At 51.1% G+C, this 20,539-nt stretch carries 17 protein-coding genes and 1 tRNA gene; 15 read left to right on the top strand and 3 right to left on the bottom strand.

The window, feature by feature from the left end; all coding sequences use genetic code 11:
• The first annotated feature begins 144 nt into the window (after positions 1-144).
• The 12 genes from BIY29_RS13780 (at position 145) to BIY29_RS13725 (ending at position 13,667) form a co-directional block, all read left to right on the top strand.
• The gene (locus BIY29_RS13780) at positions 145-759 is read left to right on the top strand and encodes a response regulator transcription factor (RefSeq protein WP_121575682.1); all 615 of its coding nucleotides are present in this window, start codon (positions 145-147) and stop codon (positions 757-759) included.
• A gap of 640 nt (positions 760-1,399) precedes the next feature.
• A tRNA-Met gene (locus tag BIY29_RS13775) sits at positions 1,400-1,476 on the top strand.
• A 221-nt stretch (positions 1,477-1,697) separates the two neighbouring features.
• Positions 1,698-2,150, top strand: coding sequence for a ribosome maturation factor RimP (gene rimP / locus BIY29_RS13770; protein ID WP_121575681.1), 453 nt, complete (start codon positions 1,698-1,700; stop codon positions 2,148-2,150).
• A 21-nt stretch (positions 2,151-2,171) separates the two neighbouring features.
• A complete protein-coding gene (gene nusA, locus BIY29_RS13765; RefSeq protein ID WP_121575680.1) occupies positions 2,172-3,683 on the top strand; it encodes a transcription termination factor NusA in 1,512 nt (503 codons plus the stop codon).
• 25 nt (positions 3,684-3,708) lie between these two features.
• Positions 3,709-6,417, top strand: coding sequence for a translation initiation factor IF-2 (infB, locus tag BIY29_RS13760; protein WP_121575679.1), 2,709 nt, complete (start codon positions 3,709-3,711; stop codon positions 6,415-6,417).
• A gap of 74 nt (positions 6,418-6,491) precedes the next feature.
• Positions 6,492-6,890: a 30S ribosome-binding factor RbfA gene (gene rbfA / locus BIY29_RS13755; RefSeq protein WP_121575678.1), complete on the top strand. Its 399-nt coding sequence runs from the start codon at positions 6,492-6,494 to the stop codon at positions 6,888-6,890.
• Positions 6,890-7,834: a tRNA pseudouridine(55) synthase TruB gene (gene truB, locus BIY29_RS13750; protein ID WP_121575677.1), complete on the top strand. Its 945-nt coding sequence runs from the start codon at positions 6,890-6,892 to the stop codon at positions 7,832-7,834. Before rbfA ends, truB begins: the two co-directional genes overlap by 1 nt.
• A gap of 122 nt (positions 7,835-7,956) precedes the next feature.
• Positions 7,957-8,226, top strand: coding sequence for a 30S ribosomal protein S15 (gene rpsO / locus BIY29_RS13745; protein WP_048636268.1), 270 nt, complete (start codon positions 7,957-7,959; stop codon positions 8,224-8,226).
• Between the two features lie 252 nt (positions 8,227-8,478).
• On the top strand, positions 8,479-10,602 hold the full coding sequence (gene pnp / locus BIY29_RS13740; RefSeq protein ID WP_121575676.1) for a polyribonucleotide nucleotidyltransferase: 2,124 nt from the start codon (positions 8,479-8,481) through the stop codon (positions 10,600-10,602).
• 122 nt (positions 10,603-10,724) lie between these two features.
• A complete protein-coding gene (gene nlpI, locus BIY29_RS13735) occupies positions 10,725-11,609 on the top strand; it encodes a lipoprotein NlpI (RefSeq protein WP_121575675.1) in 885 nt (294 codons plus the stop codon).
• Positions 11,610-11,713: 104 nt separating this feature from the next.
• The gene (yrbN, locus tag BIY29_RS21010; protein ID WP_099049240.1) at positions 11,714-11,788 is read left to right on the top strand and encodes a protein YrbN; all 75 of its coding nucleotides are present in this window, start codon (positions 11,714-11,716) and stop codon (positions 11,786-11,788) included.
• Entirely contained in the window at positions 11,781-13,667 is a 1,887-nt protein-coding gene (locus tag BIY29_RS13725) for a DEAD/DEAH family ATP-dependent RNA helicase (protein WP_121575674.1), read from the top strand. Before yrbN ends, BIY29_RS13725 begins: the two co-directional genes overlap by 8 nt.
• Positions 13,668-13,756: 89 nt before the next feature.
• Here the strand turns inward: BIY29_RS13725 and BIY29_RS13720 are convergent, their stop codons facing one another.
• Entirely contained in the window at positions 13,757-14,770 is a 1,014-nt protein-coding gene (locus BIY29_RS13720) for a luciferase-like monooxygenase (protein WP_121575673.1), read from the bottom strand.
• 288 nt (positions 14,771-15,058) lie between these two features.
• Between BIY29_RS13720 and BIY29_RS13715 the strand changes: the two genes are divergently transcribed.
• The 3 genes from BIY29_RS13715 to BIY29_RS13705 are packed head-to-tail and all read left to right on the top strand — an operon-like array spanning position 15,059 to position 18,299.
• The gene (locus tag BIY29_RS13715; protein WP_121575672.1) at positions 15,059-16,030 is read left to right on the top strand and encodes an HlyD family secretion protein; all 972 of its coding nucleotides are present in this window, start codon (positions 15,059-15,061) and stop codon (positions 16,028-16,030) included.
• The gene (locus BIY29_RS13710; RefSeq protein WP_121575671.1) at positions 16,012-17,166 is read left to right on the top strand and encodes an ABC transporter permease; all 1,155 of its coding nucleotides are present in this window, start codon (positions 16,012-16,014) and stop codon (positions 17,164-17,166) included. The genes BIY29_RS13715 and BIY29_RS13710 overlap by 19 nt, the downstream gene beginning before the upstream one ends.
• Positions 17,163-18,299: an ABC transporter permease gene (locus BIY29_RS13705; RefSeq protein ID WP_121575670.1), complete on the top strand. Its 1,137-nt coding sequence runs from the start codon at positions 17,163-17,165 to the stop codon at positions 18,297-18,299. The genes BIY29_RS13710 and BIY29_RS13705 overlap by 4 nt, the downstream gene beginning before the upstream one ends.
• Positions 18,300-18,382: 83 nt before the next feature.
• Here BIY29_RS13705 and BIY29_RS13700 read toward each other — a convergent pair whose 3' ends face one another.
• Positions 18,383-19,261 carry a U32 family peptidase gene (locus tag BIY29_RS13700; RefSeq protein WP_121575669.1) on the bottom strand — a complete coding sequence of 293 codons (879 nt, stop codon included), beginning with the start codon at positions 19,259-19,261 and terminating at the stop codon, positions 18,383-18,385.
• An 11-nt stretch (positions 19,262-19,272) separates the two neighbouring features.
• Entirely contained in the window at positions 19,273-20,268 is a 996-nt protein-coding gene (gene ubiU, locus BIY29_RS13695) for a ubiquinone anaerobic biosynthesis protein UbiU (protein WP_121575668.1), read from the bottom strand.
• Positions 20,269-20,539 lie beyond the last annotated feature (271 nt).

Below are 20,539 nucleotides of genomic sequence, written 5' to 3'. Positions count from 1 at the left end.
ATATTAGAGCATGCCCAGTGGTGTCTATAAGGTAAATGGCATATGCTAAATGACTCCGCTTTATTACTTTCATATAGGCTAATACTTTTTAGAGTGAAGTTTTTATCCACGGCATGTTCAATAATATGGAATGGGGATTATACGGTGAATATTGTGATTATTGATAAATCACCTGTTTTTATTCAGGGTTTATCGGCTGGCTTGAAGGATGTTATGTCTGGTGTGGATGTCGTTGGGGTAAAGGAAAAAGAAGAAGTATGGCCGATGCTCAACGAGATGAACAAGAATTTTATCTTATTTAGCTGTGATAAGGAACGTAATGATAATTATTTGTTTCTCGACAGGTTATATGAAGAAAGCATTGATGTTAGTGTTATAATTATGGTGGATTATATAGATAAGTATATTTTAAATTCTTTTTTGAAATACCATGTCGCGGGGGTAATTTTAAAAAGCTCGCCGATTGAATCCATAGCACAGGCATTAAGAACTGTATCCATGGGGATGGTCTGTCTGCCTGATGATGGCGTGATCTATGAAAAGTGGGGGATGGACAATAGTGTTAAGGGGAAACTGAGTGAAAGGCAGCATGAAATTTTACAGCTGATTGCCTCAGGAGCATCTAATAAACAAATCAGTCGCACCTTGAACATCAGCGCAGGGACGGTGAAATCACATTTGGAGTCTATTTTCAGGCGATTGAACGTGCGTAACAGGACACAGGCAGCCATTGTTTTATTAGAAGAAGAGCGCAGATAATATTTTATATTATCATTGTCCGTTGGTTTTGATGTGCAAACATCAGGGAAATAGAACAGAAGACCAGCTATTTTCTATCAATGGCGACTCGGCGTCGCAAATGATTCAGAGATGTACATTTCCCTGTTCAGCGAGAACCCGTGTGATATCCGTTGAGGGATTTTCCGGCGTAGGGTCGTATGCATAAAAAATACGTACAGGTTGCGAATGGTTGTCGGCACAGTGATTTTTTTGAGTGAGTGATCGTGCCCTTGCTTCACCCTTTTTCTTATATAAAGAAAGCATCTTCAAAGAAAAGCGGTCCTGCCCGGTCAATTCCTTACCTTACCTTGTTTGACGCTCATCGGGGACGAGCGCGTTGGAGCAGGATAATGTTTTGATTTTCTCCCGTACTATGGGTATGATGCGCCCGCTCGTTTGCTGGGCTCCGAGGGACATGACCTTTACATCGTATTGTGCGAGGTAAGTTGTGGCGTCATCCGGTTAATCGGTTCAAACAAGGGTAGATTGCATACAGGTTTGACGGATGCCTTTAGATATTCATTCGATGGGTTAAAACATCAAATCGGGTCCTCGTACCAATCCTATAGATAACTTGCATTTTTACGGTTGTCAGCGTAGTATTTGCCACGTTTTCGGACGCGGGGTGGAGCAGCATGGTAGCTCGTCGGGCTCATAACCCGAAGGTCGTCGGTTCAAATCCGGCCCCCGCAACCACTTAACTTTCCAGGTAGAGTTTTTTTTCAAATAGACTGTCCGTTAGTCTCTATCGCTTTCACAGTCATTTTTGAAAGAATCCTTAACCGAAAGTTATACCGTTTTATTCAGCGGTAATAGGGTCCAGTTGCATAAAGCCCCGATATATCGGGGTTTTTTGTTATTTGGTAACAGAATTACTGGGCTATTAAGCCCTTTTTTTATGTCTTGTGGGGGTGGGCTTGTCCACATTAGAGCAAAAATTAACAGAGATGATTTCAGCACCAGTCGAAGCATTAGGTTATGAATTGGTCGGTATTGAGTTCATCCGGGGTCGCCAATCGACGCTGCGTATCTATATTGATAGTGAAGATGGGATCACTGTTGATGATTGTGCTGATGTCAGCCACCAGGTCAGTGCAGTGTTGGATGTTGAAGATCCTATCACTGTTGCCTATAACCTGGAAGTATCGTCTCCGGGACTTGAGCGTCCTTTGTTCACGGTAGAGCATTATGCGCGTTTCATCGGTCAAGAGGTGACAGTGGTACTGCGTATGGCAGTCCAGAACCGCCGTAAATGGTTGGGGATTATTAAAGCCGTCGAGGGCGAAATGATCACCATAACAGTGGAAGGCAAAGACGAAGTGTTCGCACTGAGCAACATCCAGAAAGCGAACCTGGTACCCCACTTTTAAAGTTTGGATGAGGCAACTAGGATGAATAAAGAGATTCTGGCTGTTGTTGAAGCAGTTTCCAACGAAAAAGCCGTTCCGCGTGAAAAGATTTTTGAGGCGTTGGAAACCGCGCTGGCGACAGCAACTAAGAAAAAATACGAGCAGGAAATTGATGTCCGCGTCGGTATTGATCGTAAAACAGGTGATTTCGATACTTTTCGTCGCTGGTTGGTGGTTAATGAAGTAACCCAACCAACGCGTGAAATTACGCTGGATGCGGCACAGTTTGAAGATCCTTCTCTTAATTTAGGTGATTACGTTGAAGATCAGATTGAGTCTGTGACATTCGACCGTATTACCACACAAACAGCAAAGCAAGTTATTGTACAGAAGGTTCGTGAAGCTGAACGCGCAATGGTGGTTGATCAGTTCCGCCAGCAAGAGGGTGAGATTGTTACCGGTGTCGTGAAGAAAGTTAGCCGTGATAACATCTCTTTGGATTTGGGTAGTAACGCTGAAGCGGTCATTGGCCGTGAAGATATGTTACCGCGTGAAAATTTCCGCCCTGGCGATCGCATCCGTGGCGTACTTTACGCAGTTCGCCCTGAAGCCCGTGGTGCTCAACTGTTTGTCAGCCGTTCCCGTCCGGAAATGCTGATTGAACTCTTTCGTATTGAAGTGCCAGAAATTGGTGAAGAAGTCATTGAGATTAAGGCCGCCGCCCGCGATCCAGGCTCTCGCGCAAAAATTGCGGTAAAAACCAATGACAAGCGTATTGATCCGGTTGGCGCTTGTGTAGGGATGCGCGGTGCGCGAGTACAGGCGGTATCCAGTGAGCTTGGTGGTGAACGTATTGATATTATCCTGTGGGACGATAACCCCGCTCAGTTTGTTATCAATGCGATGGCACCGGCTGATGTTGTTTCCATCGTAGTTGATGAAGATACCTGCACGATGGATATCGCCGTTGAGTCCAGCAATCTGGCGCAGGCGATTGGCCGTAACGGCCAGAACGTGCGTCTGGCTTCCCAACTACTAAAACAGCATCGTTCGGACGATAGTTGGGAACTGAACGTCATGACCGTGGAAGATCTTCAGGCCAAGCACCAGGCTGAAGCACATGCTGCAATTGACGTCTTTACCAAGCACCTTGATATTGATGAAGAGTTTGCCACGGTGCTGGTGGAAGAAGGTTTCTCTTCGCTTGAAGAACTGGCATATGTGCCGATCAAGGAACTGCTGGCAATTGAAGGTCTGGATGAAGAGACCGTCGAAGCATTGCGTGAACGTGCTAAAGCCGCATTAACCACACTGGCGTTGGCACACGAGGAAAGTCGCGGTGATGGCCAACCCGCAGACGATTTGCTCAGTTTATCTGGTTTGTCGCGTGATATGGCATTTAAGCTGGCGGCACGCGGTATTTGTACGCTGGAAGATCTTGCTGAGCAGGGCGTTGACGACCTGACGGATATTGAAGAGCTTAATGATGAAAAAGCTGGCGAGCTTATCATGGCTGCCCGTAATATCTGTTGGTTTGGCGACGACAACGAATAACGAACTGTAGCAGGAAAGGAACAGCATGACAGATGTAACCGTAAAATCGCTGGCCACAGAGATTCAGACTTCGGTTGACCGCCTGATACAGCAGTTTGCTGATGCGGGAATTACCAAGTCCGCATCGGATTCTGTGACTCAGCATGAAAAAGAAACATTATTGACGCACCTAAACCGCGAACGCGGAAGTGCGCCAGGTAAACTGACGCTGCAACGTAAAACGCGCAGCACATTGAATATTCCAAGCACTGGCGGCAAGAGTAAGTCAGTGCAGATTGAAGTCCGCAAGAAACGCACTTATGTAAAACGCGATCCTATGGATGCCCAGCAGGCAGAAGAGGAAGAGCTGGCACGGCGTGAAGCGGAAGAACAGGCACAACGTGCTGCTGAAGAGCAAGCCAAACGCGAAGCTGAAGAGAAAGCCAAGCGTGAAACTGCTGAGAAAGCTAAACGTGCTGCCGAAGAGCAAGCCAAACGTGAGGCCGCTGAAAAAGCTAAACGTGACGTAGCGGAAAAAGAAAAAGTGATCAACCAACAAAACGAGAGTACGACCAAGCCTGCTCAGGCTGAAAAAGCGAAGCGTGAAGCTGAAGCCGCTGAATTGAAGCGTAAAGCTGAAGAAGCCGCCCGCCTTAAGGTAGAGGAAGAAGCCCGGCGTATTGCTGAAGAGGCTCGCCGTATGGCTGAAGAGAATGCCGGGCGTTGGGAAGCGGAAAGCGCCAAGCCTGAAGAGGCCGCAGATTATCATGTGACTACGTCTCATCATGCCCGCGAAGCGGAAGATGAAAGTGACCGTCAGGTTGAGGGTGAGCGCCGTAGCCGCAGCCGTGCCGGTAAAGTGACTAAGCAGAAGAAAGGTAATCGCCTGTCTGAGTCCAAAGCTGATCGTGAAGAGGCTCGCGCCGTTACCCGTGGTGGAAAAGGCAAGCGGAAACCAAGCACCTTGCAGCAGAGTTTCAATAAACCTGCTCAGGTGGTTAACCGTGATGTGGTGATTGGAGAGACGGTTACCGTTGCCGAATTAGCCAACAGGATGGCGGTGAAAGGCTCTCAGGTTATTAAGGCAATGATGAAGCTGGGCGCTATGGCGACGATTAACCAGGTCATAGACCAGGAGACGGCGCAACTGGTAGCTGAAGAAATGGGCCATAAAGTCATTCTGCGTCGTGAGAATGAACTTGAAGAAGCGGTAATGAGCGACCGTGATACCGGTGCTGCTGCTGAATCACGTGCGCCAGTTGTTACTATCATGGGCCACGTTGACCACGGTAAAACGTCACTGTTGGACTATATCCGTTCAACCAAAGTCGCCGCTGGCGAGGCCGGTGGTATTACTCAGCATATCGGTGCTTACCATGTTGAAACAGACAACGGTATGATCACCTTCCTGGATACTCCTGGACACGCCGCATTCACCGCAATGCGTGCCCGAGGCGCTCAGGCAACAGATATCGTGGTACTGGTTGTTGCCGCGGACGATGGCGTGATGCCCCAGACCATCGAAGCTATCCAACATGCCAAAGCGGCTCAGGTGCCGGTTGTTGTCGCAGTAAACAAAATTGATAAACCAGAAGCCGATCCTGATCGGGTGAAAACCGAACTGTCTCAGTACGGTATTATGCCGGAAGAGTGGGGCGGTGAATCTCAGTTTGTTCATGTCTCTGCCAAAGCCGGTACGGGGATTGATGAACTGCTGGATGCGATTTTGCTCCAGGCTGAAGTTCTGGAGCTAAAAGCCATTCGCAGCGGTATGGCCAGTGGTGTGGTGATCGAATCCTTCCTGGATAAAGGTCGCGGCCCTGTCGCAACCGTACTGGTGCGTGAAGGTACGCTGAACAAAGGCGATATCGTCCTGTGTGGTTTTGAATACGGTCGTGTGCGTGCGATGCGTGACGAACTGGGTCGTGAAATTACAGAAGCCGGCCCATCGATCCCGGTGGAAATTCTCGGCCTGTCCGGCGTGCCGGCAGCGGGTGATGAAGCGACCGTGGTGCGTGACGAGAAGAAAGCCCGTGAAGTGGCGTTGTATCGTCAGGGTAAATTCCGTGAGGTTAAGCTGGCTCGCCAGCAGAAATCTAAACTGGAAAACATGTTTGCTAACATGACGGAAGGTGAAGTTTCCGAACTGAATATTGTGCTCAAGTCTGACGTTCAGGGGTCTTGTGAAGCCATTTCTGATTCGCTGCAAAAGCTGTCTACCGACGAAGTGAAAGTGAAAATTGTCGGTTCCGGTGTGGGCGGCATCACAGAAACGGATGCCACGCTGGCAGCCGCATCGAATGCGATTATTCTTGGTTTTAACGTGCGTGCTGATGCCTCTGCCCGCCGTATCGTTGAATCGGAAAGCCTGGATCTGCGCTACTATTCAGTCATCTATGATCTGATTGATGAAGTCAAACAGGCCATGAGCGGTATGCTGGCGCCGGAATACAAGCAAGAGATCATCGGTCTGGCGGAAGTTCGCGACGTGTTTAAATCACCGAAATTCGGTGCGATTGCCGGCTGTATGGTAACGGAAGGTATGGTCAAACGTCATAACAAGATTCGCGTACTGCGTGAAAACGTGGTCATTTACGAAGGCGAACTCGAATCCCTGCGTCGCTTTAAAGATGATGTCAACGAAGTCCGTAACGGTATGGAATGTGGTATCGGCGTTAAGAACTACAACGACGTTCGTGCTGGCGATATGATCGAAGTCTTTGAAACGATTGAGATCAAACGCACGATCGCTTAAGTCGGCATTAAGCGATGCGATAAGTTATTCATAGGGGGGCCTTGTGCCCCCCGATTTTTACTTGAGGATTCAACATGGCAAAAGAATTCAGCCGCACCCAGCGCGTGGCGCAGGAAATGCAAAAAGAAATCGCCATTATTATTCAACGAGAAGTGAAAGATCCGCGCATCGGTATGGCTACCGTATCCGGTGTTGAAGTTTCGCGCGATCTGGCTTACGCCAAAGTTTTTGTTACATTTCTGAACGATAACGAACCGGAGCAGGTGAAGACGGCGATTAAAGCATTGCAGGATGCCTCTGGTTTTATCCGTGTGTTGCTAGGGAAAGCGATGCGTCTGCGTGTCGTTCCTGAATTGACGTTTTCCTACGACAATTCACTGGTTGAAGGGATGAGAATGTCCAATCTGGTCACTAACGTTGTCAGACATGATGCTGAACGTCGTTCTGCAACGGGCGAAGATCAGGAGGATTAATGAGCCGTCCTCGTCGACGTGGCCGTGATGTACACGGCGTATTATTATTAGATAAACCCCAGGGTCTGTCGTCCAATGATGTCTTGCAGAAAGTAAAACGGATTTTTAACGCCAATAAAGCTGGCCATACCGGCGCATTGGATCCGCTGGCAACCGGTATGCTGCCTATCTGTCTGGGTGAAGCGACAAAATTTTCGCAGTATTTGCTGGATTCGGATAAACGGTATCGCGTGGTTGCCCGCCTCGGCCAGCGAACCGATACCTCTGACGCTGATGGTAATGTGATTGAAACGCGTCCGATTGCTTTTTCTCCTGCGGAATTGGACGCCGCGCTGGAAAGTTTTCGTGGCACGACTCAACAGGTTCCTTCGATGTATTCGGCGTTAAAATATCAGGGGCGTCCATTATATGAGTATGCACGTCAGGGACTGGTTGTGCCACGTGATGCCCGCGAGATTACCGTTTACGAGTTGCAGTTTATCCGTTGCGAAGGCGATGAGCTTGAGCTGGAAATCCACTGCTCGAAAGGCACCTATATTCGCACCATCATTGATGATCTGGGTGAGATGCTGGGCTGTGGGGCGCATGTTATTTATCTGCGTCGTCTGCAAGTTGCGACCTATCCGATTGAAAAAGTGGTGACGCTGGAGCAACTGAATGCGCTGCTCGAACAGGCTCAGGCTGAAGAGCGTTCGCCAGCGCTGATTCTCGATCCCTTACTGATGCCGATGGAAAGTCAGGTCATGACGTTCCCCGAGGTGAATTTACTTCCCGTGGTCGCGGGTTATCTCAAACTCGGTCAGCCGGTTCAGACGGCGAATGCGCCTGTGGATGGAATGGTGCGTATTACCGAAGGCGATGAGCGTAAGTTCATCGGCATGGGTGAAATCGACGACGACGGACGCGTTGCCCCCCGCCGTCTGGTGGTCGAGTTTCAGGAATAAGTACGCCTGTTGCTACCTTGCTATCGGATGAGGCTAAGAGTAGAATAGCGCGGCTTAACTATTGGGTGGCTGAATTAGAGATCGGCGCCTGTTTTTTTATCTATAATGTTTGGAGTATTACTATGTCTCTAAGTGTTGAAGCTAAAGCTAAAATCGTTGCGGAATTCGGTCGTGGCGCTAACGACAGTGGTTCTACCGAAGTTCAGGTCGCTTTGCTGACGGCGCAGATCAACCATCTGCAAGGTCACTTTGCTGAACACAAAAAAGATCACCACAGCCGTCGTGGTCTGCTGCGTATGGTTTCTCAGCGTCGTAAGCTGCTGGACTATCTGAAGCGTAAAGATGTGGCACGTTATACCAGCCTGATTGAGCGCCTGGGTCTGCGTCGCTAAGTCTTCTGAGTTTCAGTAGAAAGGGGCCTCTTTTGGCCCCTTTCTTCTAGGAAGCGGCTGCAAGACAGAGTAATGTATTGTTGTTTTAATTATGATCTTTCATTACAGAGGTTCGCGCGGCTAATGAGAGGCTTTATCTGCATGAGCAGGGTAAAGGTTGTCATTAGTCGTGAGGATGTAGTGTAAAGATCGGGAGTTCACCGGCGCGCCTACTCAGAATAAGTGTGATGCGCCCCAGCTAAGGATATTATTTTGCTGAATCCGATCGTTCGTAAGTTTCAATATGGTCAACATACCGTCACGTTAGAAACCGGTATGATGGCTCGCCAGGCTACCGCCGCTGTAATGGTAAGCATGGATGATACCGCTGTTTTTGTTACCGTTGTTGGTGCTAAACACGCCAAACCGGGTCAGGGCTTTTTCCCGCTGACCGTTAACTATCAGGAGCGTACCTACGCTGCCGGTCGTTTTCCAGGCGGTTTTTTCCGTCGTGAAGGCCGTCCGAGCGAAGGCGAAACGCTGATTTCCCGTCTTATTGACCGCCCGATTCGTCCGTTGTTCCCGGAAGGCTTCCTGAATGAAGTTCAGGTTATTGCGACCGTAGTTTCCGTTAACCCGCAGGTAAACCCTGATATTGTGGCCATGATCGGCGCCTCTGCTGCGTTGAGCCTGTCCGGCATTCCGTTCGGTGGCCCGATCGGCGCTGCGCGCGTTGGTTACCTGAACGATCAATATGTGCTTAATCCGACTACTGACGAACTGAAAGAGAGTCGTTTGGATCTGGTGGTTGCGGGTACGGAGGGCGCCGTGCTGATGGTTGAATCCGAAGCGGATCTGTTAAGTGAAGATCAGATGCTAGGCGCTGTGGTGTTCGGTCACGAGCAACAGCAGGTTGTCATTGAAAACATCAACGCGCTGGTTGCCGAAGCCGGTAAACCCAAGTGGGAATGGCACGCGCCGGAAATTAACATCTCTTTGCAACAACGTGTAGCAGCGCTGTCTGAAGCTCGCCTGGGCGACGCGTATCGTATCACTGAGAAACAGGAACGTTACGCGCAGGTTGATGCCATCAAAGCTGAGGTTGAAGCGGCCTTATTAGCGGAAGATGAAACGCTGAACGCTGGCGAAATCCAGGAAATTCTGGGCAGCGTAGAGAAAAATGTGGTTCGTAGCCGCGTGCTGCGCGGTGAGCCGCGTATCGACGGTCGTGAAAAAGACATGATCCGCGGTCTGGATGTGCGTACCGGCGTATTGCCGAGGACTCACGGTTCTGCTCTGTTCACCCGTGGTGAGACTCAGGCGCTGGTTACCGCAACGTTGGGTACTGAGCGTGATGCGCAGACGATTGATGAACTGACCGGTGAACGTACCGATCGCTTCCTGTTGCACTACAACTTCCCTCCGTACTCTGTTGGCGAAACCGGCATGGTTGGTTCACCGAAGCGTCGTGAAATTGGTCATGGCCGTTTGGCGAAACGTGGCGTTCTGGCTGTTATGCCTAAAGCAAACGTATTTCCGTACACCGTGCGTGTGGTTTCTGAGATTACTGAATCCAATGGTTCTTCTTCCATGGCGTCTGTCTGCGGTGCGTCTCTGGCACTGATGGATGCGGGTGTACCGATTAAAGCGGCCGTCGCGGGTATTGCGATGGGGCTGGTAAAAGAAGGCGAAAACTTTGTCGTGCTGTCCGATATTCTGGGTGATGAAGATCATCTGGGCGATATGGACTTTAAAGTGGCCGGTAGCCGTGAAGGTATCACTGCGTTGCAGATGGATATCAAAATCGAGGGTATTACCCGCGAAATCATGCAGGTTGCTTTGAATCAGGCGAAAGGTGCCCGTCTGCATATTCTGGGTGTGATGGAACAGGCAATCAGCACGCCACGTGGTGATATCTCTGAATTTGCACCGCGTATCCATACCATCAAGATCAGCACTGACAAGATCAAGGATGTTATTGGTAAAGGTGGTTCGGTTATCCGTGCGCTGACTGAAGAAACCGGTACGACCATCGAAATTGAAGACGATGGTACGGTGAAGATTGCCTCAACGGATGGTGAAAAAGCCAAACACGCGATTCGTCGTATCGAAGAAATTACGGCTGAAATTGAAGTGGGCCGCGTTTATCAGGGCAAAGTGACGCGTATCGTTGACTTTGGTGCTTTCGTTGCCATCGGTGGTGGTAAGGAAGGTTTGGTACATATTTCTCAGATTGCAGACAAACGCGTTGAGAAAGTGACTGACTATCTGCAAATGGGTCAGGAAGTTCCGGTTAAGGTACTGGAAGTTGATCGCCAGGGACGCGTACGTTTAAGCATTAAAGAAGCAAATGCTCAACCTCAGGAAGCAGCGATACCGTCTTCTGAGGAAGAATAACTGTTAAAACAGTCGTTCAGCTCCTTACAATGTAAGGAGCTTGTATCATAAGGAACGGACACCCTTATGTTGAGCAGACCGGGACAGGATGTTCATCCAATGTTTGTCTTCGGGAGTGGGAAATGAAGCCTTTCTTGCGCTGGTGTTATGTTGCAACAGCACTTATGCTGGCAGGATGCAGCAACACCGACTGGCGTAAAGACGCAGTATTGGCCATTCCGCTACAGCCTGCTTTGCAGCAGGAAGTTATTCTGGCGCGCATGGAACAAATCCTTGCAAGCCGGGCATTAACCGATGATGAGCGAGCACAGCTATTATATGAGCGCGGAGTGCTGTATGATAGCTTAGGGTTGAGAGCATTAGCGCGGAATGATTTTTCACAAGCGTTGGCGATCCGCCCTGATATACCAGAGGTTTTTAACTATCTGGGTATTTACTTAACGCAGGCAGGCAATTTTGATGCTGCCTATGAAGCGTTTGATTCTGTACTAGAGCTTGATCCAACTTACAATTACGCGCGTTTAAACCGGGGTATCGCTTTGTACTATGGCGGTCGCTACCTGTTAGCGCAGGATGATCTGCTGGCGTTTTATCGAGACGATCCAAATGATCCTTTCCGTTCGTTGTGGCTGTATCTCGTGGAGCGAGAAATCAATCCGGAGACGGCCAGAGTAGCGTTGCAGAAACGCTATGACGGGGCGCAGAAAGGGCCGTGGGGATGGAATATTGTCGAATTCTACCTGGATGCCATCAGCGAAAAAATGCTGATGACACGTTTGCAGGAAGAAGCTACGGATAACACTTCGCTCGCTGAGCATCTCAGTGAAACTGACTTCTATTTAGGTAAGCACTACCTAAGTCTGGGGGACAAGAACACCGCTTTGGCGCTGTTCAAGCTGACGGTTGCTAACAATGTTCATAATTTTGTTGAGCACCGCTATGCATTGTTGGAATTGGCGCTATTAGGCCAAGAGCAAGACGACCTATCAGGATCGGACCAGCAATAGCTGACGAACAACTATATCAGCCCTAAAACTACGGTTATCACCTTTGCGGGTGAGGGCTCTTTTGTTCGCTTTTTAATCCAATTTGAGCCGGTTCACACTTTTCAATGAAAATGACTGAAAATTTTCTCGACGAGTTATGTAGACTGGCCGCCATTTATGAGGCACGTGTACATGACTGAGTTTGAAACCTCTTTTGCTGACTTGGGGCTGTCTGCTCCAATCATCAATGCCCTGACTGATCTGGGCTACGAAAAACCTTCGCCGATTCAGGCGGAATGTATTCCCCATTTGCTGAGTGGTCGTGATGTGCTGGGTATGGCACAGACCGGCAGCGGTAAAACCGCGGCGTTTGCGCTGCCATTACTGAACAATCTGAAGCCTGAGTTGAAAGCGCCGCAGATGTTGGTGCTGGCACCAACTCGTGAACTGGCGGTACAGGTTGCAGAAGCCTGTAATGATTTTGCTAAACATATGCACGGTGTCAACGTGGTCGCCTTGTACGGCGGGCAGCGTTACGACGTGCAATTGCGCGCCTTGCGCGGTGGAGCGCAGATCGTTGTCGGTACGCCGGGACGTCTGCTGGACCACCTGAAACGCGGCACGCTGAATTTGTCCAACCTGAGCGGGCTGGTGCTGGATGAAGCCGATGAAATGTTGCGTATGGGCTTTATTGATGATGTTGAAAACATCATGGCCCAGATCCCGGCGGAACATCAGACTGCATTGTTCTCCGCCACTATGCCGGAAGCGATTCGCCGCATTACGCGTCGTTTCATGAAAGATCCGCAGGAAGTGCGCATTCAGTCCAGTATTACTACCCGCCCTGATATCAGCCAGAGTTACTGGACTGTTCAGGGAATGCGTAAAAATGAAGCGCTGGTACGTTTCCTTGAAGTCGAGGATTTTGATGCAGCGATTATTTTCGTACGTACCAAAAACGCCACGCTGGAAGTAGCCGAAGCCTTAGAGCGCAGTGGCTATAACAGCGCCGCGTTAAACGGTGATATGAACCAGGCTCTGCGTGAACAGACGCTGGAACGCCTGAAAGATGGCCGTTTGGATATTCTGATCGCCACTGACGTTGCTGCCCGTGGTTTGGACGTTGAACGTATCAGCCTGGTGGTGAACTACGATATCCCTATGGATTCAGAGTCTTACGTTCATCGTATTGGCCGCACCGGTCGTGCCGGTCGTGCCGGTCGCGCATTACTGTTTGTAGAAAACCGTGAGCGCCGCTTGCTGCGTAACATTGAACGGATAATGAAACTGACCATTCCTGAAGTTGAATTGCCAAATGCGGAGTTGCTGGGCCAACGTCGTTTGGCGAAGTTTGCTGCCAAAGTACAGCAACAACTGGAAAGCAGCGATCTGGATATGTACCGCGCTCTGCTGGCTAAATTACAACCGCAGGAAGAATTGGATATCGAAACCTTAGCCTCCGCGTTGCTGAAAATGGCGCAGGGTGAACGTCCGCTGATTCTGCCGCCGGATCCGGTATTTGATCGTCGTCCGCGTCGCGAATTCCGCGATCGTGATGATGCGCGTGGCGACCGTCGTCGTGAGCCTCGTGAAAGCCGTGATGGCGATCGTCCGCCGCGTCGTGAACGTCGTGATGCCGGTGACATGGAGCTGTATCGTATTGAGGTGGGCCGTGATGATGGCGTGGAAGTTCGCCACATTGTCGGAGCTATTGCCAATGAAGGTGATATCAGCAGTCGCTATATCGGCAACATCAAACTGTTTGCTTCTCACTCAACGATTGAGTTGCCGAAAGGGATGCCGGGTGATTTGTTATCCCACTTTACCCGTACCCGTATTCTCAACAAGCCGATGAACATGCAGTTACTGGGTGATGCCCAGCCGCATGAACGTCGTGAAGGAAACGGTGGCGAACGCCGTGGTGGTCGTCCTGCGGGTGGAGAGCGTCGTGAAGGTGCGCCTCGTCGCTCCTATAGCAACGGTGAACGCCGTGACGGGAACGGCGGTGAGCGTCACGAACGTACTTTCAATCGTGATGCAGCGCCGCGTGCGCCACGTCGTCGTCCGGCTGATGCTTAAGGGCGTTTATACAGGAAATAGAATATCTATAATGTAGATGTTTAATAACCTGGCGTGAGGGATGCAGAAATGCATCCCTTTTTCTTTGGTTATGCCTGCAACGCCTGTCGTACACTCATTGCGATCTCAAACGATTGCAGACGAGCCTGATGGTCAAAAATCTGGCCGTTGATCATTATTTCATCTACCTGCGTTTCGCGTAGCAAACTCTGCAAACCGTGTCTGACTTTTGCCTGATCGCCGACGATCGATAGGCGTAATGTTTGCTCAACACCATACTGCTCCGCAGGAGACCAGATTGCAGCCATATTTTCTACCGGAGCAGGTAACGGACCGGGTGTACCACGGCGCAAGTTAATGAATTGCTGTTGCATTGAGGTAAAGAGGAAACGGGCATCACGGTCGCTGTCGGCGGCAACCACGTTAATGCAGATCATGGAATAAGGCTTGGGGTGTGTGGCCGATGGTTTAAACGTGTCACGATAAACCTTTAACGCTTGCAGCAACATATCGGGGGCAAAATGGGCGGCAAAAGCAAAGGGTAATCCTAACGCGGCAGCCAGTTGTGCGCTGTACAAACTTGAACCCAGCAACCAGATGGGAACTTGTAAACCCTGGCCGGGTACGGCCTGAACGGTCTGGCCCGGCTGTACATCGGCAAAATAGCGTTGTAGTTCCTGTACATCCCGTGGGAAATCATCAATTTCGGCGTTCAGATGACGCCGTAGCGCTATCATGGTGCGCTGATCGGTGCCTGGCGCACGACCCAGCCCGAGGTCGATACGGCCCGGATAGAGGGACTCCAGCGTACCGAACTGTTCGGCAATGACCAGCGGAGAATGGTTAGGCAACATGACGCCGCCAGAACCAAGCCGGATGTGTTGCGTACCGGCGGCGAGATAGCCAATCAGCACCGAGGTCGCGGCGCTGGCAATGCCGGTCATATTGTGGTGTTCCGCCAGCCAGTAGCGGTGGTAGCCCCATTTTTCCGCGTGCTGCGCCAGGTCCAGTGAATGAATGAAGGCATCCTGTGCTTTAAACCCGACCGGTATCGGAGCCAAATCCAGAATAGAAAAGGGGACAGATTGAAGATCTGCGGACATAGCGTGTGCTCACTTTATCAGGTATCCAGATACTCTTGAGTATTGCGCTGTTTGGCGCAATTTTATACCCCGGACTGGAATTTACTGTTATCAACCCGTAGCCCAGGAGCCGGATTAGCACTGATAAAACAACCTTACTGTTTTATGTTTCAACCTGGAGCCGGTATCGCGCTACAATGTAAACGACTTGTTTTTAATATTGTTTAATTGTTTCTATATGATGGTGATAAGGCGTGCTGTGCACCGCAACGAAAGCGATCTGCGGCAGGATAAGCCTGGAGCTGATAAGTGAAAAAAAACACGCGATTTACGTTGTTACTGGTAGTGGTGGTTATTGCGCTGGCTGTCCTGTTCAGGGCCAATAATCAGGATATTCTGCTGCAAGGCGAAGTGGATGCGCCTGAGGTTATTGTAGCTTCCAAAACATCCGGGCGGGTTATCGCGCATCATGTGCAGCGCGGTGATGAAGTGAAGTCCGGTCAATTGCTGATTTCTCTGGAAAATGCGGAGTTAATTGCGCAATTGCGCGCGGCGGAAGCCGCCAGAGATCAGGCTAAGGCGTTGCTGGAGCAGTCTGAACACGGCACGCGGGAAGAGAGCATTCGTAATTTGCGGGCTACGTTGGCTCAGGTTCAGGCGGAATACCAGCAGGCTTTGCATGAATATAACCGCCAGAGCAGTATTGCGACGAAAGGCTATGTCTCTGCCTCGGCGCTGGACAGTGCCCGCCAGGCACGCGATAGCGCCTGGCAGCAGGTACAGGCCGCACAGGCTAGTCTGGATCAGGGCTTACATGGCGATCGGCCTGAGCAGCGGGCGAACTATGCTGCGGCCCTGCGTCAGACTGAGCAGCAATTACAGGAAATCAACGTTCTGGTGGATGAACTACAGGTGAAAGCGCCGGTGGACGGCGAGGTTGGGCCGATCCCGGCTGAAGTGGGCGTGCTGCTCAGTGCCACCAGCCCGCTCATCACGCTGGTGCGCATACCGCAAGCCTGGTTTGTATTTAATCTGCGTGAGGATATTCTGGCGGGTGTGCGCAAAGGTGACCGCATCGCGCTGCGAGTACCCGCGTTGAATAACCGTATGATTGACGCCGAGGTTCGTTATATTGCACCGTTAGGCGACTACGCCACTAAACGCGCCACGCGGGCTACGGGTGATTTCGATCTAAAAACCTTTGAGGTCAGGCTTTATCCGCTGCAACCGCAGGAAGGACTGAGGCCAGGAATGAGTGCGCTATGGCAGTGGAAAGAGTAAGCGCCGCATGGCGTTGTTTCAACGCTTCATTCCGGCTGGAGGTCAACACAGCGCTGCGCAGTCCGGTGGTGCATTGGCTTGGCTGGTGCTTTCCTTTGCTGTTGTTTATTCTGCTTGGTAGTATTTTTTCTGTCGGCACGATGCAGGATTTGCCGGTGTCGGTGATCGATAATGATCACAGTGCGCTGTCCCGTGATCTGATCCGTAAGCTGGATGCCGGTTCCCATGCTCGTATCGTGCCTGTTTCCGGGGGGGTAGACGAGGCGCTACAGCGATTACGCAGCGCTCAGGATTACGGCCTGCTCTATATTCCAGTGGATTTTGAAGCGGGGGTACTGGCTGGCCATCAACCCAGCGTGATTTTCTATTATAATGCGCTGTTTTATGGTGCCGGGCTTTATTCCACGCAGGATTTCAGCACGCTGCTGGCCGAATTCAACGTTCACTATCGTAGCATTATCGCGGCGGAGTCCAGCCATACTCTGCCAGCGCTGGCCGATGTCGCTATGGCGTATGGCAGTCTGTTCAACGCCAGCGGCAGCTACGTCTACTATCAGCAGTTCGCGGCTACTATTCATTTAATTCAGCTATTTGCCGTCACCTGCATGATCTATGTGCTGGCACGCAGCAAAGATATCGTTAACCGTCGCCCTTTTGTGCTGGCTATGCTGGGAAAAATGGCCCCCTATACCCTGTGTTATACCGTACTGCTGATTGTGGAAATAGCCATTCTGGTATGGGTTTCCGATGCGCATGTAAGCGGTAATCCGTTGTATATGCTGCTGGTCGGTTTTTTCTATGTGATGGCGGCGCAGAGTATCGGGGTGCTGCTGTTTACCTTTACCCGCACGACACTGACGGCCTATACCATGATGGGGATCATCGTCAGTATCGCGCTGACATTTTCCGGTCTGGCGGTGCCTGAACTCTCCATGCCGTTGCCAGCGCAGGTTATTGCGCAAATTGAACCGTTGACGCACGCGCTGTACGCGATGTTCGATATCTTCCTGCGTCAGGTATCGCTCTCTTCGATCCTCGGGGTTTGTTGCCTGCTGTCGGTTTATCCGTTAGTGACCGGTCTGGTGGTGCGTAACCGTCTTTATCAGCGCTTAAGCCAGCGGGAGGAAGGGCCGTGAAAAGTTACTGGCAGACATTCAGCCGGGTGCTGATGGGGATGCTGGAACGTCCCATGTGGATGATGCTGCTGGTATCGCTATGTGTGATGAGTTTGGTGTATGCCAATCGCACCGTGTGGGATTTACCGGTGGCGGTGATCGATCAGGATCACAGTCATGCCAGTCGTCAACTGAGCCGCGAGCTGGATGCTACGCCGAAAATTGCGGTAAGAAATTACAACAATCTGCCGGAAGCGCAGCGTGACCTGGTGAGACGCCAACTGTTTGCCGTCATTATCCTGCCGCCAAATCTGGAAAAAAAGATCCTGGCGGGTGAGACCATTACTATCCCCGCCTACGGTGATGCCACTAACCGTCTGGCAAACGGGCAGATTCAGCAGGACGTGCTGGCCGCCTGGCAGCAACTGCTGGCGGGTTATAACCGGGATCTGCTGTTGCGCAGCGGGTTTAGCGATCAGCAGGCCGAGGTGGTGCTGATGCCGGTGGTGGGGCAGACGCAAGGCCTGTTTAATCCCGGCATCAGTTTCGCGGCGATCATTTTCCCCGGCCTGTTGGTGATGCTGTTGCAGCACTCGCTGCTGATTGCCTGCGTGCGGGTGAGCATTGCGCTGAAGAGTTCCCCGCAGGGTAAGCCGACAATCCCTGTCTATCTGGGCGGCCTGTCTGCGCTGTTGCCAATTTGGTTTTTTCTGTCGATTGTGTTGTTTGTACTGTGGCCCTGGGTACTGGGTTACCGACAGACGGCGAATATCGCGGAAATTCTGCTGCTGACTTTTCCTTTTTTACTGGCCGTGCTGGGGCTGGGCAAGCTGCTGACAGAGTGCTTGCGTCGTGTAGAAATGATTTATCTGACGCTATCGTTTCTTACCATGCCGGTTTTTTACCTTTCCGGCACCATCTGGCCTGTGCAGTTGATGCCGGGCTGGGTACGGGCGATTTCATCGATGTTGCCTTCAACCTGGGCGACCAGAGCGATTGCTGGCGTCAACCAGATGAATCTGCCGTTGAGTGAAGTGGGGCCTGATGTGGTGATGCTGCTGGTGTTGGGAATGGTTTATACCCTGCTTGGCATTGGCGTGGGGTTACTGCATAACACGGCTCAACTGCGTGGGCTGTTACGTCGTCGTGCCTGATGCGAACTGCCTGCCTGGCAACGTCATACCGCGCCGGGAGTAGGTTTTTGATTTGGGGCTGGCTGCGCGCCAGCCCCCAGGCGTCATTGCATTAATTCTAGCCCTGCCACCCGTTGCCAATAACCGTTACAGTCGGCATTTTTCTCCAGCGTCAATGGCGCCTTGCCGTTTTCGTTAGCCCGGAATGCATCAACCATCGTCAACGTCTCTATCCCTTGCGGTGACAGACGAACGATATCCACCAGTCCCGCCATGCCTGCAAGCTCGTTTCCCAGGTTATAGCAATAGCCGCTTTGCGTTTGGATACCGTTGAGAACGAAAACCGGCTGATTTTCCTGAGACAGCACTTTACGACCCTGCGGATAATTGATGCAGCAGGTTTCGCATTCATCCTTGGCCCGGTTTTCTGAGCGGGCCGTAAAACAGCGGGCTGAATAAGCCAGGGGCAGGTGGCCGTAGCTCAGTACTTCGACTTCGAACTGATGACGAAATCCGAGTTCGTCACACTGGTTGAGCAGGTTTTGTAACCAGTCACGGGAGAGTTCTACCGGCATACACCAGCGCACCATACCCTGCTTATGCAGTAAGCGCAGGGTGTAGGCGTTATAGCAATTGAGAGCATGTCCGGCGACAAAAGGCAGATGGCGATCGGCAGCCATATTGACGGCGCCGAGATCGTTCGCTTCCAGCAGGAAGTCGCCGTTTTCGACGTAACGTTTCAGCTCATTCAATTCTGACGGCGCCTGGAGTAGCGCCAGCGTGGAAATCACTACCTGTTTGCCCCTGTCGGCGACCTGCCGGGCGATGTCAAACCAGTCAGTGACTTTCATCGAACGGCGTTTGCTGCATACCGTTTCGCCAAGATAGATAATGTCCGCGCTGCTGTTCATGGCTGCCTGATAAAAAGCGGCAATATCGTTTTTGGGCCAGTAGTAGAGGATGGCGCCCAGTGCGTATTTCATAGTATCTCCTGCTACTGCCATTTGCGGTGATAGGCGCCCAGCGTGGTTTGTGTGCCTTCCGCCACGGCGCCGAGGGCCTCCATCCACTCCTGTGTCGGGCTGAATGCAGCGGGATTGGACATGCACCGATCAATAGCCTGTCGCCAGACGCGGGTGATCTGGCTGACATAGGCGGGGCTGCGCTGTCGTCCTTCTATTTTTACCGACGCAATACTGGCAGCCAGCAGTTCGGGCAGCAGCGCCAGCGTATTCAGACTGGTGGGTTCCTCCAGAGCGTGATAACGCTGCCCATCCACCAGATAACGTCCTTTGCATAATGTTGGATACCCTGCGTTTTCATCATCCTGATAACGGTCAATCAACACGTTATTCAGGCGGGACTCCATACCTTGCTCGGTTTGCTGCCAGCGCACAAAACGCGCTGGCGAGCAGGCGCCCACTGTGTTTGGCGATTCGCCCGTCAGGTAAGAGGAAAGATAGCAGCGGCCTTCCGCCATGATGCACAGGCTACCGAAAGCAAACACTTCCAGCGGAACCGTGCTGCTGCGGGCCAGTTGTTTTACCTGATGCATAGAAAGCACCCTGGGTAGAACAATGCGCGAGACATCAAAATGACGTTGGTAAAACGTAATCGCTTCGGTATTGGTTGCGGAGGCCTGCACAGAGACGTGCCGTTCGATATCGGGATAGCGCTCTGCGGCGTATTCCAGCATGGCCAGATCGGCAAGGATCAACACATCCGCGCCGATTTGCGCTGCCATATCCACGGCATGTTGCCAGCGTTGGTAACCATCGGGGTGGGCAAAGGTATTGATGGCGATATGAAGTTTGCGTCGGTGGCGGTGCACGTAATCACGCGCTTCCTGTAGTTTCTTATCGGTAAAGTTAAGCCCGGCGAAGTGACGTGCGTTGGTATCATCTTTCAGGCCGATATAGACGGCATCTGCGCCATTATCAATAGCAGCTTTCAGTGCCGGAAGGTTTCCGGCGGGGCAAAGCAGTTCCATACACTTTCCTTCATTAATCAAAACTATCGGATGAGTAAACGCGCCGATACGATCAATGATGTTAGTAGACCAATGAGGTTTTTGATCAGTCGATAAATGTTTTTAACGATAGAGAATCTTAATTAACCTGATAGGGCAGGACTTTGATTTAAACCAGCTAATCGTGTAATGAAGGATACGGACTGCATCCACGTTGGTGGTATATATGGAGAACAGGCTAAATTATTGACGTAGACCTCGGCTGCTTTTGTGTGATGTGGCAGAATGGCTA

Source organism: Brenneria alni (assembly GCF_003666245.1).
GTDB lineage: Bacteria > Pseudomonadota > Gammaproteobacteria > Enterobacterales > Enterobacteriaceae > Brenneria > Brenneria alni.
This window is presented reverse-complemented; position numbering and strand designations above follow the sequence as displayed.

Coding starts and splice junctions, on each gene's coding strand:
- rpsO (WP_048636268.1), top strand. CDS start 7,957: ATGTCTCTAAGTGTTGAAGCTAAAGCTAAAATCGTTGCGGAATTCGGT.
- nusA (WP_121575680.1), top strand. CDS start 2,172: ATGAATAAAGAGATTCTGGCTGTTGTTGAAGCAGTTTCCAACGAAAAA.
- infB (WP_121575679.1), top strand. CDS start 3,709: ATGACAGATGTAACCGTAAAATCGCTGGCCACAGAGATTCAGACTTCG.
- BIY29_RS13725 (WP_121575674.1), top strand. CDS start 11,781: ATGACTGAGTTTGAAACCTCTTTTGCTGACTTGGGGCTGTCTGCTCCA.
- truB (WP_121575677.1), top strand. CDS start 6,890: ATGAGCCGTCCTCGTCGACGTGGCCGTGATGTACACGGCGTATTATTA.
- ubiU (WP_121575668.1), bottom strand. CDS start 20,268: ATGGAACTGCTTTGCCCCGCCGGAAACCTTCCGGCACTGAAAGCTGCT.
- rbfA (WP_121575678.1), top strand. CDS start 6,492: ATGGCAAAAGAATTCAGCCGCACCCAGCGCGTGGCGCAGGAAATGCAA.
- nlpI (WP_121575675.1), top strand. CDS start 10,725: ATGAAGCCTTTCTTGCGCTGGTGTTATGTTGCAACAGCACTTATGCTG.
- BIY29_RS13720 (WP_121575673.1), bottom strand. CDS start 14,770: ATGTCCGCAGATCTTCAATCTGTCCCCTTTTCTATTCTGGATTTGGCT.
- BIY29_RS13700 (WP_121575669.1), bottom strand. CDS start 19,261: ATGAAATACGCACTGGGCGCCATCCTCTACTACTGGCCCAAAAACGAT.
- BIY29_RS13710 (WP_121575671.1), top strand. CDS start 16,012: ATGGCAGTGGAAAGAGTAAGCGCCGCATGGCGTTGTTTCAACGCTTCA.